Annotated in this window: 1 protein-coding gene; it reads left to right on the top strand. The window is 72.4% G+C overall.

Annotated elements, in window-relative coordinates; translation table 11 throughout:
- Positions 1–275 (top strand): alpha/beta fold hydrolase (locus R0J88_RS19980; protein ID WP_410900872.1); only part of this gene is annotated, 275 nt, incomplete at both ends.

The following is a 275-nucleotide window of genomic DNA, read 5'->3' as shown; positions in this document are numbered from 1 at the left end:
CTTCGTCCAGAAAGGCTATCGCGTGATCGCGCACGACCGCCGCGGGCACGGCCGCTCGGCGCAGGTATCCGACGGCCACGACATGGATCACTACGCGGCGGATGCGTTCGCGGTGGCCGAGGCGCTCGACCTGCGCAACGCAGTGCACATCGGTCACTCGACCGGCGGCGGCGAGGTCGCGCGCTACGTGGCCCGGCACGGCGAGCCGGCCGGCCGCGTCGCGAAGGCAGTGCTGGTCAGCGCGGTGCCGCCGCTGATGCTGAAGACGGACGCGA

The sequence above is a fragment of the Pseudoalteromonas sp. SIMBA_162 genome (genome assembly GCF_046535955.1).
Taxonomy (GTDB): Bacteria; Pseudomonadota; Gammaproteobacteria; order Enterobacterales; family Alteromonadaceae; genus Pseudoalteromonas; species Pseudoalteromonas marina.
Note: the sequence above shows the minus strand (reverse complement) of the source record. Positions and strands in the feature narration are given on the sequence as shown.